At 60.4% G+C, this 512-nt stretch carries 1 protein-coding gene; it reads left to right on the top strand.

Annotated elements, in window-relative coordinates; translation table 11 throughout:
* Positions 1 to 84: 84 nt before the first annotated feature.
* On the top strand, positions 85 to 512 hold a 428-nt coding region (locus ACFO6X_RS15850), incomplete at its 3' end, for a LacI family DNA-binding transcriptional regulator (RefSeq protein ID WP_465253856.1).

Below are 512 nucleotides of genomic sequence, written 5' to 3'. Positions count from 1 at the left end.
GCCTTGGTCGCCAGGACGCTCGGCCAGAGGCCGCCGACGGGTGATTCGCACTGGTCGACGCGTTCGATGGCCCAGGCGCAGGGCATGTCGCAGTCGGCCGTCTCGCGCTGCTTCACCCCGGGCAAAAGCGGATCCGAACGGATGCGGACCAAGATCTTGCGGGCGGCGAACGAACTTGGTTACCAGCCGAACGCCATTGCACGGATGCTTATTACCAAGCGTTCCAACCTGATCGCGGTCATCGTGTCCAACCTTAGCGTGAACCCGGATTTCACTTCCATTCTCAGCCAGCACATGATCGAGCGCGGGCTGAACCTGCTGTTCTTTACGCTGGACCAGGATGCGGACGCGGACCGTGCGATCGAGCAGCTCTGGCAATACCGTGTCGACGGCGTCATTTCGGCGGCGGAACTTTCGATCGACCAGATCCGAGTATTGCGGGAGCGCGGAATTCCGTTGGTTTTCATTAACAGGCTCTACGACGTGATGGGCGCAAACAGCGTTGGTTGTGA

The organism is Giesbergeria sinuosa, assembly GCF_042652905.1.
GTDB classification, from domain to species: domain Bacteria; phylum Pseudomonadota; class Gammaproteobacteria; order Burkholderiales; family Burkholderiaceae_C; genus Simplicispira; species Simplicispira sinuosa.
Note: the sequence above shows the minus strand (reverse complement) of the source record. Positions and strands in the feature narration are given on the sequence as shown.